General features: G+C 54.4%; 11 protein-coding genes. 8 read left to right on the forward strand and 3 right to left on the reverse strand.

Annotated features, from left to right (window positions below):
* Positions 1-162 precede the first annotated feature (162 nt).
* Positions 163-729 (forward strand): fasciclin domain-containing protein, encoded by a 567-nt coding sequence (locus H142_RS0105335; protein WP_407689920.1) that lies wholly within the window; start codon positions 163-165, stop codon positions 727-729.
* A 52-nt stretch (positions 730-781) separates the two neighbouring features.
* Here the strand turns inward: H142_RS0105335 and H142_RS16180 are convergent, their stop codons facing one another.
* The gene (locus H142_RS16180) at positions 782-1,903 is read right to left on the reverse strand and encodes a BON domain-containing protein (RefSeq protein WP_169331809.1); all 1,122 of its coding nucleotides are present in this window, start codon (positions 1,901-1,903) and stop codon (positions 782-784) included.
* A gap of 62 nt (positions 1,904-1,965) precedes the next feature.
* Positions 1,966-3,237: an NADH:flavin oxidoreductase/NADH oxidase family protein gene (locus H142_RS0105345; RefSeq protein ID WP_026147818.1), complete on the reverse strand. Its 1,272-nt coding sequence runs from the start codon at positions 3,235-3,237 to the stop codon at positions 1,966-1,968.
* 79 nt (positions 3,238-3,316) lie between these two features.
* Here H142_RS0105345 and dapB point away from each other — a divergent pair, with 79 nt between their 5' ends.
* From dapB to infB, 7 genes are all read left to right on the forward strand, one after another.
* Positions 3,317-4,120 (forward strand): 4-hydroxy-tetrahydrodipicolinate reductase, encoded by an 804-nt coding sequence (gene dapB / locus H142_RS0105350; RefSeq protein WP_017931077.1) that lies wholly within the window; start codon positions 3,317-3,319, stop codon positions 4,118-4,120.
* Between the two features lie 3 nt (positions 4,121-4,123).
* Positions 4,124-5,416 (forward strand): SEL1-like repeat protein, encoded by a 1,293-nt coding sequence (locus H142_RS0105355; RefSeq protein ID WP_017931078.1) that lies wholly within the window; start codon positions 4,124-4,126, stop codon positions 5,414-5,416.
* A gap of 84 nt (positions 5,417-5,500) precedes the next feature.
* Positions 5,501-6,445: a glutaminase gene (locus H142_RS0105360; protein ID WP_017931079.1), complete on the forward strand. Its 945-nt coding sequence runs from the start codon at positions 5,501-5,503 to the stop codon at positions 6,443-6,445.
* Between the two features lie 199 nt (positions 6,446-6,644).
* On the forward strand, positions 6,645-7,205 hold the full coding sequence (rimP, locus tag H142_RS14465; protein ID WP_017931080.1) for a ribosome maturation factor RimP: 561 nt from the start codon (positions 6,645-6,647) through the stop codon (positions 7,203-7,205).
* Positions 7,206-7,207: 2 nt separating this feature from the next.
* The gene (gene nusA, locus H142_RS0105370; protein WP_017931081.1) at positions 7,208-8,881 is read left to right on the forward strand and encodes a transcription termination factor NusA; all 1,674 of its coding nucleotides are present in this window, start codon (positions 7,208-7,210) and stop codon (positions 8,879-8,881) included.
* A gap of 6 nt (positions 8,882-8,887) precedes the next feature.
* On the forward strand, positions 8,888-9,637 hold the full coding sequence (locus tag H142_RS14470; protein WP_017931082.1) for an RNA-binding protein: 750 nt from the start codon (positions 8,888-8,890) through the stop codon (positions 9,635-9,637).
* Between the two features lie 96 nt (positions 9,638-9,733).
* A complete protein-coding gene (gene infB, locus H142_RS0105380) occupies positions 9,734-12,343 on the forward strand; it encodes a translation initiation factor IF-2 (RefSeq protein ID WP_017931083.1) in 2,610 nt (869 codons plus the stop codon).
* 142 nt (positions 12,344-12,485) lie between these two features.
* Here the strand turns inward: infB and H142_RS0105385 are convergent, their stop codons facing one another.
* On the reverse strand, positions 12,486-13,307 hold the full coding sequence (locus tag H142_RS0105385; protein WP_033314806.1) for an inositol monophosphatase family protein: 822 nt from the start codon (positions 13,305-13,307) through the stop codon (positions 12,486-12,488).
* Between the last annotated feature and the right edge of the window lie 2 nt (positions 13,308-13,309).

The following is a 13,309-nucleotide window of genomic DNA, read 5'->3' on the forward strand; positions in this document are numbered from 1 at the left end:
GTTTTGGCGCTGGGCGCTTGCGCTACAGCTGACCGCGTTGAAAAACAAGCCGAAGCTGTTGTCGCCAAAGAGCAAGCCATGATGGCCGAAAAGAAAGCTGAAAAAGCTGAAATGAAAGCGATGAAGGCTGAGAAAATGGCCGATATGGCTGAGGATAAAGCGATGATGGCCGCTAAAAAAGCCAAAATGGCCGAAGAAGAAGCGCAGGCCAAAATGATGACCGCTGAGAAAAAAGCCATGATGGTGAAAAACCCAATGGTCGGCGGCGCCCCTATGATGGCGAAGAAAACCATCGTTGAAAACGCTTCTATGGCCTCCAATCTGACAACGCTCGTCGCAGCCGTTAAGCAAGCCCAGCTTGTCGAAACATTGTCCGGCCCCGGTCCCTTTACCGTATTTGCGCCAACTGATGCGGCCTTTTCCTTATTGCCCGCTGACGTCACATCATCCCTTATGATGGACGAAAACCGTGCTGATTTGCAGAAAGTTCTCACGGCTCATGTTGTGGCCGGTAACGTAACTTCTGCTGACCTGATGATGCGCATTAAAGAAAATAATGGCAGCTATACGGCGACAACCGTCTCCGGCGACGCGCTGACATTCTTCATGTCCGACGGCAAAGTCAAAGTGGCTGATGAAAACGGGATGGTCGCAACTGTGACAACCGCTGACGTTATGCAGTCAAACGGTGTCGTACACGTTGTGAACTCTGTGCTTGTCCCGAAATAAGCCTCTAAAATACTAGACTGTTAAACCCGCTTGGCTCTGTCAGGCGGGTTTTTTATTGGCGTACCCACTGCTCGCCGTTCCAGTAAACGGGTGCGGGTTGAGGCGCGGATGTTTCGGGATTGGCCGCAGGCTGTCGTAATGCAGTCGGCGCGGGCACAATTGTAGCGGTGCGGGTTTGCGGCGCCGTAACCGTTTTGAACTCTGTTGCTACAGCCACGATATTGCCCGCGCTGTCGAGCGCGGCATAGCCGGGCGGTTTACGTCCGCCTGCGCCTAGGCCGCCGGGCGTACTGGGCTGATAGGGCACAACTTTCGTGCCGGGCGGAAGCTCTATAATCTCGCCTGTATAGGGATCACGGTAAATCGGCTCGCCGCTGCTGAGCGCGTCAGGGTCCAGTTCTGTTGAGCCGGGAGAATAGGGTAGCGGGGCGGCGGGGTCGATCGGTGGCGCTGTCGGTCCTGCGCCGGAAGGCGGCGCCGTATCGGCAATAGGATCGCCCCAATAAGATGTATCGTCATTGGTCTGCGGCGTCACAGCCGTTGGCGCCCCATAAGGCGAGCCGCTTTGCGCCACCACCGCGCCTTGCGACGGCGCGGCATATTCATTGGGCATTTCGCTTCCAATGGTGACATAGGAGACAACTTCGGTCACGCCGCGTGTGATAGAGGCCAGACGCGCGGCTTCTTTAAGCTCGAAATCGTTACGCGCCACGCCCATTAAATAGACCACACCATTACGGGTCTCGATGCTGTAGTTCAAATTGCGCACATTATTACTGCCGGCCATCCGCGTTCTGACGGCTGTTGTGATGAGTTCGTCTTTGGTCTTGCCGCCAAAGCCCAGCGATTCTCCGACATAGATCTCGTTTCCGACTTGCGTGACGCCGGGCGCTGACCAGGCAATACGCCCGGCCTCGACTTTGTCCACATCGCGCGGCGCCGCGCCGGCCAGCAGGACGACGCCGTTAATAACATCGACGGAGATATCGTTCAGATCAAAACCTTCAACGCGAAGCATGCGCGCTTTAATGGCGCGCGCCGCGGTGATGTCTTTAAAGGATCGGGTCACGCTGACCTGGCTTTTTGGGTCAATCGCGGATTTGGTCATGGCGCAGGCCGGAAGGATCACGGCCGCGGCGCAAATGGAGACGGTCAAATATAGTTTTTTCATCATAGGCGTAATTAGCGCCATTATGGTTAGCAAAGCGTTACTGCACGGCCGTTTTTACCGAAATTTTAATCTCCCCGCCAGGCTTTGTAGCGCTTCGTTTGTTTGGCCTTTTCGATCTGACCTTTCAGCGTTGCCATAAAGCCATTGGGAGATAAGGGGACAGATTTATTTTGCGATGCCGCGCGCATTTGGGCTTTGGTCATGCTCATCCCGACCAGAGAATTAAAGGCGGGATGTTTCAGGCGCGATAGCGGAATAGAAGTCGTCAGGTTTTCACCGGCTCGCCAATCCAGCGGAATATCGGGGTTGGCCGCCATGGCGCGGGCTATACCCACCATATCAACGCCTTTTATAGATAGCGCATAATTTGCCGTCTCGCGGCGGGTCACACCGCCTGTGACCATGATAGCGGGCTTTGCCGCGCGGGCGAGATCTTCGACAAATTCAGCAAAGTAAAGCTCGCGTTCCATGCTGCGCGTGACGCGGCCATCCGCGCTATGGCCGGCCATGGCAGCGCTTTCATAGCTGCCGCCGGAAAATTCGATAAAGTCCACGGCCTTGTGATTGAGCATGGCCACAACTGCGCGGGCGTCATCCGTATCAAATCCGCCGCGCTGGAAATCACTACTGTTGAGCTTCACGCCGACAATAAAATCGGCGCGCGTTTTGGCGCGCACGGCGTCGATAATCTTCATGAGAAACCGCGCGCGGTTCTCCAAATTGCCACCATACTCATCCTCACGTTTATTGACGAGCAGGGAGAGGAATTGACTGACCAGATAGCCATGGGCCGCGTGAATTTGCACGCCGTCAAACCCGCAGGCCTGCGCGGCGGCGGCTGTATCGGCAAAGCGCGTGACCAGAGTGTCAATCTCAGCGGCGGTCAGCGCCCGCGCGGCGGCGAACATGCCTTTCAGCCCTTTGATCTCGACCTGCGTATCGGACGGCGCAACTGCGGGCGTGCCCAGACCACTATCATAAAGGCTACTATAGACCTGCCGTCCGGGATGGCTGATCTGCATGACAAATTTTCCCGCGCCGGATGTGCCCGCTTGCGCCCAGCGCTTAAAGCATAATTTTGCCTGCGCGTCATCAAAGGTCGAGCGCTGCAAGACCACGCCGCCCGGCCCGGTCATGGCGGTCGGATCAACCATCACATTACCCGTCAGGATCAGGCCTGCGCCGCCTGCTGCCCAGTTACGATATAAATTATGAAGCGCCGGGCCGGGGAGTTGCCCGGGCTGCTCGGCCAGATTTTCCTCCATCGCCGCCTTGCAAATGCGGTTGGGCAAAACGGCGCCGCACGGCAGTGTCAGGGGCGTAAATAAATCGGTCATAATCGCTTTCGGATAATCGGGGGACAAATAATCTTATGGGGCCGCTTTACCGCGTCACGCCCCGCGCTTACAAGGCGCTATGAGCAAGACAATACGCATCGCGCTTCTGGGCGCAACGGGGCGCATGGGCCTCGCCCTTGTGCGCGAAATCGCCGCCCATCCGCGCGCAGAGCTGAGCGCCGCAATCGCTGCGCCCGCCCATGACGGCGCGGATATTTTCGAGATGGCAGGCCTGAAATCGACGGGGCTGTTGGCGGGCACGGATTTATATGCCGCGCTGGACGGTTGTGATGTGCTGATTGATTTTTCCACCCCGAAATCAGCGATCGACGCCGCCTTGCTCATGCATGAAGTGTCCTGCGGCGCGATGGTGTCGGGGACTACGGGCTTTACCGGCAGCGAAGAGCGCGCTTTTGACGCCGCCGCGCAGGCCGTTTGCGTCGTGCGCAGCGGGAATTTCTCGCTTGGCGTCAATGTGCTGACCGCGCTGGTCGAGCAAGCTTCCAAAGCGCTTCCTGCCGACTTTGATATCGATATTCTAGATGTCCATCACAAATATAAGGCTGATGCGCCGTCCGGCACTGCGCTGATGCTGGGCGCCGCCGCCGCCAAAGGCCGGGGGCAGGCCGCGCCCGATGCACGCAATCTGCGCCGTAACCAGCCGCGCAAAGATGGCGAGATCGGCTTTGCGGCCATGCGCGTGGGCGGGGTGACCGGCGATCATGACGTGATTTTCGGGAGCGAGATGGAAACGCTGACGCTGTCCCACCGCGCTCTGGACCGCGCCGTCTTCGCCCGCGGCGCGCTGGTTGCGGCGCTCTGGGCGGCCGGGCAAAGCGCGGGGCATTACGATATGCGCGATGTTTTGGGATTAAACAGATAGTTTATGCTCAAAACGCGTATGAAAATCTTCACATCTATTGTTTGCTCTTTTGCAGGCATTGGCCTTTTCGCTTGTAATCGGGCAACGCCTGCACCTGATTTCGGCATAGATGTTCTAGAACCGTTTGGATTTACATGGGAAAAATCAAACTTACAGCCAAAATCAATCATTGGAGAATGCAATAGAGAAACGAATAAACTTCGATCTATATATACAGTTTCAGAGCTAGAATCTTTGGTCGCGCATTGTAAATCGGAAAGTTACGACATTGTGTTCTTTCCAAAGAGACGCTTACCAAAGGCATTCCGTGACGGTGAAATCGGAGTTCTTATAAATGGCGATGGCCAACCTTTCTCTTATACGTTCTCATATCTACATGAACTAAGCCCAACTACGAAATCGGTTAGAAAAAAGCATATACGTGCAGATGCTTTGAAAAAAACGATTACAGAAATATACGGAGAGCCTCTAGCCAAAGGCTACTATGCTCAGTTTAACCGAATAGGGTTTATACCGGATGAAACAATCGCGCCGGAGTGTTTCTTTTGGAAACAAAATCAAGTCGGTATTCTGCTTTGCCGGGAGCGCGTGATTTATGTAGACGGCTTTGAAATGTCACTATCATTTATAAGAACGGATAACTTTCCGTATGGCATAGCTTTGCAAGAGAGAGTTAACCAATACATCGAAAAGGGCAAATTCGACTTGCCGGAAGATGACGACATTGAAAATGATGAATATGAAAAATCTTTTCTTGCGTCAGTGCGAAGATTATCAGAATGGATGAAAAGCCCTTACAAGGCTTGCGAGCAAGATACTCTACAGCCCTTAGAAAAAGCTTGGGAGATAACAGAAAATGATAAAAAGCGCGTTGCACCGCTATTAGAAAAATACAACGGTGACGAGTTGGCCGAGCTCATTTTTGAGCATGAGGAGCTTCCAGATTGGATTTGGAAGAAAGATAACGTCGTTCTGTATCTTTTGAAATATGCGGCCGATGACGGCAACGCAGATGCTATGAACGAGATTGCATATTCTCAACTCAGATGTGCGTTTGGCGTTGAGCAGAACCGAGAGTCCGGAAAAAGATGGATAGCGAAAGCTATAGAGGGAGGGAGTTATTCGGGTTACGCCAATCAAGCTTCGACAATATTCTACGAAGGGCCCCCATCTAAACAAACACGGCAAAATGCAATGGGTAATCTCCAAAAATGTGTCGATTTAGGTGGCGAAAACTGCGGGGTGGAACTACGGGCATTGAAGACTCTCAATGAAATTATTGATGCTGGAAAATGAATAGTAGGGCGCGCCTTTTCACTCGACAGAATGCTCTCGCGCGTCAGTATTGCGGCATTAACGCCTTCCTGAAAGCCAAATTGCATGACGCCGCATAACCTTCAGACCATTGTGGACGATATTGCCGCCGAGATGGCGCAGCATACCCTGCGCGGGAAAGTCGCCGATTATATTCCGCCGCTCGCATGTGTTTCGCCCGACCATTTTGGCATTACAATTATTGATCGCAAGGGAGATGTGTTCTCCGCCGGGGATGCGGACAAAGCCTTTTCCATTCAGAGTATCAGTAAAGTGTTTGCTCTGACCATGGCGCTGGGATCAGTCGGGGATTCGCTCTGGGCGCGGGTGGGCCGCGAGCCGTCCGGCAGCGGGTTTAATTCGATTGTGCAGCTCGAATGGGAAAAAGGCATTCCGCGCAATCCGTTTATTAATGCCGGAGCGATTGTCGTGGCCGACGTACTGCTTGCCGGTTATCAGCCCAAAGAAGTGATCGGAGAATTTCTGCGCTTTTTACATATGGTCACCGGGGACAACACGATTACGATTGATAAAGCCGTGGCGCAAAGCGAGCAGGATACAGGCTTTGGCAATTTTGCCCTCGCCAATTATATGCGCGCCTTTAAAAATATTCATAATCCGGTTGAAAAGGCGCTGGGCATTTATTTTCATATTTGCGCGCTGTCGATGAATTGCCAGCAGCTGGCTATGGCCGGGCGCTACCTCATGTGCGGCGGACGGCGCGGCCCTAATACTCAGGACACGATTATCTCGCGGCAAAGAACGCGGCGTATATTGGCGCTGATGATGATGTGCGGCCATTATGACGGATCCGGCGAATTTGCTTATCGCGTGGGACTACCCGGTAAGTCCGGTGTCGGCGGCGGTATTCTGGCCATCGTCCCCGGCATCGCGTCGATTGCGGTGTGGTCGCCCGGCCTCAATACCACCGGTAATTCAAAGCTCGGGACAATTGCGCTGGAACATCTGGTCAAGCGCACGGGGTGGTCAGTCTTTCGCGCGGATAAATAATATTGGTAAAGCGGTTCACCGCCTTAATACGCCCACCGTAATTGCCTCTCGACAAACCGCGCATTCTGCCTTATACAGCTCTCAAGTATGAGTTCTGAAGCATTACGCTGACGACGGCCTCCCCCACGGAGCGCCGTTTTTTTAATGTCCCGATTGGGGCGTGACGCCCGCGATAGTTTCAGAACGCCATGGAGTGTAAATGAAGACAAAAACAGATATGGACGCGCGCATATTAGCGATAGCCGAGCCGGTCGCAGATGATCTGGGCCTCGATATCGTGCGCATTCGCGTCATGGGCAATAAGCGCACAACCGTGCAGATCATGGCCGAGCGTAAATCCGACGGCATGATGAATGTTAAAAACTGCGCCGATCTGTCCCGCGCTCTGTCTGCCGTAATGGAAGTTGAGGATCCGCTGGTTGAAGGCTATGCGCTGGAAGTCAGTTCCCCCGGTGTTGACCGCCCGCTGACAACGCCGGCGCAATTTGCCCGTCACGAGGGCTATCTGGCCCGCATCGAACTTGATAGATTAGTTGAAGGCCGTAAACGTTTTCGCGGCATATTGGCCGGCGTCGAAGACGGCGACCAGATCGGGATTAATCTGGAGGGTGAAGACGAAACCGCCTTTATGCCGTTTGACTGGATTTCCGAAGCCAAGCTGCTGATCACCGATGAGTTGATCGCAAAGGGCCAAGAAATAGCCGCCGCAGCGCGCGCGCAAGATAATAATAATGACGACCTATCGTTAGAGGAAGAATAATTATGGCAACCGGAATTAGTGCAAACCGCCTTGAGCTTTTGCAAATCGCAAATGCTGTCGCGGCAGAAAAATCAATCGACAAATCCATTGTTTTGGAAGCGATCGAAGAAGCCATTCAAAAAGCGGCGAAGTCGCGTTATGGCAGCGAGCACGATATTCGCGCGACGCTTAATCCTGTCACCGGTGAAATGGCGCTGAAAAAAGTCATCACCGTGGTCGAAGAGGTTGAAAACGACGTCACGCAAATCTCTCTGGCGACCGCACAACTCGACGCGCCGGATATTCAACTGGGCGATATGATTGAAGAGCCGTTGCCTCCGATTGAATTTGGCCGCGTTGCCTCGCAAACGGCGAAACAGGTCATCATGCAAAAAGTGCGTGATGCCGAGCGCGAGCGTCAATATCTGGAATATAAAGACCGCATTGGCGAGATCATTAACGGCATCGTTAAGCGCGTTGAATATGGTCATATCATTGTTGATCTGGGCCGCGCCGAAGGCGTTATTCGCCGCGAGCAGGGTCTGCCGCGCGAAAATGTCAAATCCGGTGACCGCATCCGCTCTTATATTTATGACGTGCGTCAAGAGCTGCGCGGCTCACAAATCTTTCTCTCGCGCGCTCATCCGCAATTCATGGCGCAACTCTTTGCCCAGGAAGTGCCGGAAGTGTATGACGGCATTATTGAAATTGTGGCCGTGGCCCGCGACCCGGGATCACGCGCTAAGATCGCTGTGCGCTCAAATGACGGATCGATTGATCCGGTCGGGGCCTGTGTCGGTATGCGCGGCTCGCGCGTGCAAGCCGTCGTCAATGAATTGCAAGGCGAGCGCATCGATATTATTCCTTATATCGAAGATGCCGCCAGCTTTATCGTCAATGCCTTACAGCCCGCCGAAGTGACCAAGGTCGTTTTGGACGAGGCCAATACACGCATCGAAGTGGTTGTGCCTGATGAGCAATTATCACTGGCCATCGGCCGCCGCGGCCAGAATGTACGTCTTGCGTCACAGCTCTCCGGCTGGACCATTGATATTCTGACCGAAGAGCAGGAATCCGAGCGCCGCCAGAAAGAGTTCTTGGAGAAATCCGAACTGTTTATGGGCGCGCTGGATGTCGACGAAATGATCGCCCAGCTTCTGGTAACGGAAGGCTTTGAGACCCTCGAAGAAGTTGGTTATGTGGCCCAGGACGAGCTGGCCTCTATCGAAGGCTTTGATGAAGAAACCGCGCAGGAATTGCAGGCCCGCGCCCGCGAATTCCTCGACAAACAAGCCGAAGAACAGGACGAAGCCCGTAAGGCCGCCGGCGTCGAGGACGATGTTCTTGAAATTGAAGGCGTTACCCTTCCTATGGCCGTCAAATTCGGTGAGAACGAGATTAAAACTGTTGAAGATGTTGCCGGACTGGTTCCGGACGATCTTCTGGGCTGGGACGAAGTGAAAGCGGGCGAAACCGTACACGAAGCCGGCATTCTCGAAGGCATGGATATGGACTCGGATGCGGCGCAAATGATGATTATGCAGGCGCGCGTTAAAGCGGGCTGGATTGAAGCCAGCGCGCTGGATCCTGATCCTGAATATGTTCTGGATGAAGATGGAAATCCTGTTCTGGATGATGAAGGCGAGCCGATTTTGTTAACGGATGTCGCACTGCCTGCGGCTGAGGAGATGGCCTAACGCGCGTTGGGCTATAAAACCCTGATGCGCCCCGACGACGCTCCGACAGATTTATTTGAAACCGCCGACGCGAAAGAGATCGCGGCTCAGCTTAGCTCAGGCGCGCGGGGTAAGGCTTTGCGCGAGCGCCGCGATATTGTGTCCGGGGCTGTGATGGAAGAGAGCCGCCTTATCCGTCTCGCGATCGGGCCCCAGGGTCAGGTTCTACCTGATTTGGGTATGAAGCTTGGCGGGCGCGGCATTTGGGTAGAAGCGACGCGCGCCTCTGTTGAAATTGCCGTCAATAAGGGCCATATCCACCGTAGCGCGAAACGTAAAACCGATGTGCCCGACGGACTGGCCGATATGGTCGAGGCCGGGCTTCACCGGTCGCTACTCGGCTTGATGGGCATGGCCCGCCGCGCCGGAAAACTGCATAGCGGATTTGAAAATGTGCGAAGTTTCGTGCGTGAAAATCCGCCCGCTTGGCGTATTGCCGCGAGTGATGCGACGCGTGACGGACGCAATAAAATCCGCGTCCTGTCCAAAGCGCCGTGGAACGCAACGCCAATGCTGGCGGCGTTTAGCGCGCAGGAACTGGGCGGGGCCATTGGCCTTGATGATGTCACCCACGCAGCTTTGGCTGAGGGGAAATTGGCGAAAAGCTTTACCACCGTCGCGCTAAAGCTGCATGGTTTTACGCCGCTTATACCGCCCGACTGGACGGAAGAATTAGACGATTTTGCGGCTTGGCAGGCCGATCGAGCAGCGCCCTGAACAGGCGCTATGGAGTGTTGATAATTTGGCAGAGGCCGTTAGGTTACGGCTCCTGTCGCAGAGGGGGAGATTTGCTCCCCGGCAAAGAAGAGACTTATGACTGATAATAATGACACATCCGGCGGCAATAATACAGGCGGGCGCAAGCCGCTCAGCCTGAAGGCGAAATCCGGCGGAACCGTACGGCAGAACTTCTCTCATGGACGGAGTAAATCCGTTGTGGTTGAGAAAAAGAAGCGCCGCGTTATTGGCGGACCGGGCAAACCCGCGCCCGCGCCCGAGGCTGCACCGGCCCCGTCCAAACCCCGTGTTGATGAAGACGCAATTGCCGCGCGCAAAATGGGCCTGTCCAAGACTGAATATGTAAAGCGCAAACAAGCGCTGGGCGCGGCTCAGGCCGTTGCCGCAGACCGCGCCGCGGCCCAACAGGCTGAGGCCGAGGACCGCAAGCAACGCGCGGAAGAAGAACGCACAGCGCTCGAGCAAAAACGTATCGAAGAGGAGCGCGCTGCTGAAGACGAAAAACGCCAAGCCGAACGTGAAGCCAGCACGGCCAAAAAAGAGAGCGAAGCCCCGCGCCGCACCGAAGCGCGCGCCGAACCCGAGCCAAAACCCGAGGCGCGCAATGCATTGGAAGCTATGGGCGGACGCGTAAAGCAAAAGCGTCAGCAGCCGTCCTCCACGTCCAAGCCTTCCCGCAATACGCGCGAGCAGCCGCGCCGCCGCCGCAAGCTGACCATTGTCTCCGCTCTGGCGGACAATGAAGAGCGCCAGCGCAGTCTGGCCTCGGTTAAGCGCGCCCGTCAACGTGAAAAAGAACGCCGTAGCGGGGGCGACGGCGGGGATAAAAAAGCCCGTCAGGTCGTCGTACCGGAAACCATTTCAATTGCCGATCTGGCCAACCGTATGGCAGAGCGCGGCTCTGATGTTGTGAAATATCTGATCAAGCAAGGCACTATGGCCCAGATCAACGATTTGCTGGATGCCGATACGGCGCAGCTTATTGTCGAAGATTTTGGCCATAGCGTGAAACGTGTTGCCGATAGTGATGTTGAGGATAATTTCCTGGCTGATCGTGACGATGACGATCCCAAAGATATGAAACCCCGCGCGCCTGTGATTGCTGTTATGGGTCATGTTGACCACGGTAAAACATCACTGCTCGACGCTCTGCGTAAAGAAGATGTGGCCAGCGGCGAAGCCGGCGGCATTACGCAACATATCGGCGCCTATCAGCTCAAGCTGAAAGACGGCAAGAAAATCACCGTTTTGGATACGCCCGGACATTCGGCCTTCTCGGCTATGCGCACACGCGGCGCTGCGGCGGTGGATATTGTTATCCTCGTTGTGGCAGCTGATGACGGCGTCATGCCGCAAACCATTGAGTCGATCAGTCACGCCCGGGCTTCCGGCGCGCCGATTATCGTGGCGATTAATAAAATGGACGTGCCGGGCGCTAATCCGCAAAAGGTCGAAACCGATCTTCTGCAGCACGAGATTATCACCGAATCCATGTCCGGCGAAACCCAGGCTATACCGGTTTCTGCCAAGACGGGCGAAGGCCTGGACGCGCTTTTGGAAGCGATTAATTTGCAAGCCGAACTGATGGAGCTTAAAGCCAATCCAAAACGCGCGGCGGACGGTCTGGTTATCGAATCCAAGGTCGAAAAAGGCCGCGGCTCTGTTGCGACATTGCTGGTCAAACGCGGTAATCTGAAACGCGGCGATATTATCGTCGCCGGTGATTATTGGGGTAAGGTGAAAGCCTTAACCGATGAGCGTAGCGCCCGTATCAAGCAGGCTTTGCCGAGTATGGCAATTGAAGTGATGGGTCTGGACGGGGCGCCCGATCCGGGCGAGCCTTTCGGTGTTGTCGAGAATGAAACCCAGGCCCGCGAAATTACGCAATACCGTCAACGCGCGCGCCGTGACACCCAGACGGCTCCGACGGCTATGGCCTCTATGGAGCAGATGATGGCAAAATTGCAGGAGAAACAAATCTCCGATATGCCGCTTCTGGTTAAAGGTGATGTTCAAGGCTCCGTCGAGGCGATCAAAGCTTCGGTCGAAGGTATGGGCAATGACGAAGTGCGCGCACGGGTGATTTACGGCGCAGCCGGCGGGATTAGCGAGAGCGATATTCTTTTGGCCAAAGCGTCCGAAGCGCCTGTGATTGCGTTTAACGTCCGGGCCAACCGTCAGGCTAAAGATTTAGCCGAGCGCGAAGGCGTCGAAATCCGCTATTACTCAATCATTTACGATCTGATCGACGATGTGAAAGGTGTGCTCGAAGGCATGCTGGATCCGGAACGCCGAGAAACATTCCTGGGTTACGCGACCGTCAAAGAAGTTTTCGATATTTCCAAGCTCGGCAATATTGCGGGCTGTTTGGTCACTGAAGGCATGGTCAAGCGTGGCTCCGGCGTGCGCTTGCTGCGTGATGATGTTGTTATTCATGAAGGCGAGCTCTCCACGCTTCGCCGCTTTAAAGACGAAGTCGACTCTGTTGTCTCCGGCACAGAATGCGGTATCGGATTTAAAAATTATCACGACATCAAAAAGGGTGATCAGGTTGAATGTTTCAGCGTAGAATACCTCAAGCGTAATCTTGACGAAGTCAATAAAGCCGAGGCCGCAACGAAAAAAGCTGAAGCCAAAGCCCAGAAAGCGGCCGACGCGGCGGCAGAGGCTGAAGCGGAAGAATAGACCGCCTAAAATAGCTAATGATAAAGCCGCCCTCCTTTAACTTAGGAGGGCGGCTTTTTGTTTAGAGTTTAGAACATATTACGTGAATTTGTCAGCGCGTTGGGCGCTGAGGCGCTATGGATACACGGATCAGTTTCAAAGATTAACCGCCTTCAATGCAGCCTTTTAATTCGGTAATGAGATGCTCATTAGCGGTAATAATATTGCCGCTCATCGGATTATGACCATTTATATCGGCTGCATCATTATCCAGTTCCCAGACTTTCAGTCCGGCTTCGCGCGCAATCACAATTCCGGCTGCGACGTCCCAAGGCTTCAGATCGCGTTCCCAATAGCCGTCATAACGGCCTGCGGCTGTCCACGCCAGATCAAGCGCGGCGCTGCCATAACGGCGTACGCCCGCGGTTTTTGCCATGACTTTGTGAAGCCCTTTGAGAAATTGTGCATGTCCGGGCTTACCTAGAAACGGCATTCCGGTCGCAAATAATCCTTCATTAAAATTCTCGCGGTGTGCGCCGCGAAGACGAATCGCTCCCATTGCCCGCTGCGCGTCCAAATAAGCGCCTTTGCCCTTCTCGGCATAAAACATTTCATCGACAGCCGGATTATAAACCAGTCCGGCAATTAATTCACCTTCCCGCTCAAGCGCAATAGAGATGGCGAAATGCGGAATGCCGTGAAGAAAATTTGTCGTGCCGTCCAGCGGGTCAACAATAAATGTGTTTTGTTTATCCGTGCCTTTAGCAATGCCGCCTTCTTCAAGTATAAATCCAAAACCCGGGCGGTCACGACGAAGATTTTCAAAGATAATTTCTTCGGCTTTTTTATCGGCGTTGGAGACAAAATCCGCCGGGCCTTTGCGGGAGATTTGTAGATTTTCAACTTCGCCAAAATCACGTAGCAGATGACGCGCGGCTTTGCGCGCGGCGCTTTGCATGACAGCCATTAAAGGAGAGAGAGCCATAA

Origin of the sequence: Robiginitomaculum antarcticum DSM 21748 (assembly GCF_000365025.1) — a bacterium.
In the GTDB taxonomy this organism is placed as follows: domain Bacteria; phylum Pseudomonadota; class Alphaproteobacteria; order Caulobacterales; family Maricaulaceae; genus Robiginitomaculum; species Robiginitomaculum antarcticum.

Excerpts from the sequence above, each read along its gene's own strand:
- H142_RS0105385 (WP_033314806.1), bottom strand. The coding sequence starts at position 13,307 with ATGGCTCTCTCTCCTTTAATGGCTGTCATGCAAAGCGCCGCGCGCAAA.
- H142_RS0105355 (WP_017931078.1), top strand. The coding sequence starts at position 4,124 with ATGCTCAAAACGCGTATGAAAATCTTCACATCTATTGTTTGCTCTTTT.
- infB (WP_017931083.1), top strand. The coding sequence starts at position 9,734 with ATGACTGATAATAATGACACATCCGGCGGCAATAATACAGGCGGGCGC.
- H142_RS16180 (WP_169331809.1), bottom strand. The coding sequence starts at position 1,903 with ATGATGAAAAAACTATATTTGACCGTCTCCATTTGCGCCGCGGCCGTG.
- nusA (WP_017931081.1), top strand. The coding sequence starts at position 7,208 with ATGGCAACCGGAATTAGTGCAAACCGCCTTGAGCTTTTGCAAATCGCA.
- rimP (WP_017931080.1), top strand. The coding sequence starts at position 6,645 with ATGAAGACAAAAACAGATATGGACGCGCGCATATTAGCGATAGCCGAG.
- H142_RS0105360 (WP_017931079.1), top strand. The coding sequence starts at position 5,501 with ATGACGCCGCATAACCTTCAGACCATTGTGGACGATATTGCCGCCGAG.
- H142_RS0105345 (WP_026147818.1), bottom strand. The coding sequence starts at position 3,237 with ATGACCGATTTATTTACGCCCCTGACACTGCCGTGCGGCGCCGTTTTG.
- H142_RS0105335 (WP_407689920.1), top strand. The coding sequence starts at position 163 with ATGATGGCCGCTAAAAAAGCCAAAATGGCCGAAGAAGAAGCGCAGGCC.
- dapB (WP_017931077.1), top strand. The coding sequence starts at position 3,317 with ATGAGCAAGACAATACGCATCGCGCTTCTGGGCGCAACGGGGCGCATG.